Source organism: Halomonas sp. BM-2019 (genome assembly GCF_017584085.1).
Genome location: NZ_CP071922.1, coordinates 6438 through 6714 on the forward strand (window position 1 = coordinate 6438; position 277 = coordinate 6714).

At 63.9% G+C, this 277-nt stretch carries 1 protein-coding gene; it reads left to right on the top strand.

What is annotated here, in order from left to right; genetic code table 11:
• Positions 1–32 precede the first annotated feature (32 nt).
• Positions 33–277 (top strand): YggT family protein (locus tag J5F18_RS00040; protein ID WP_346300339.1); only part of this gene is annotated, 245 nt, incomplete at its 3' end.

Below are 277 nucleotides of genomic sequence, written 5' to 3' on the forward strand. Positions count from 1 at the left end.
CGGCGGCCCGCCCACGACATGGAGGAACCCTCATGGGAAATGCCGGCCTGCTGCTGGTCAACACCCTGATCAACCTGTACATCTTCCTGCTGATGCTGCGCTTCCTGCTGCAGGCATCCCAGGCCGACTACTACAACCCCATCAGCCAGTCGGTGGTCAAGATCACCCAGCCGGCGGTGCGCCCCTTCCAGGGGTTTCTGGGCCCGGTGATGGGGCGCTTCGACATGGCCACCCTGGCCGCCGGCTTCGTGATCAAGGCGGTCAGCATCGTCATCAT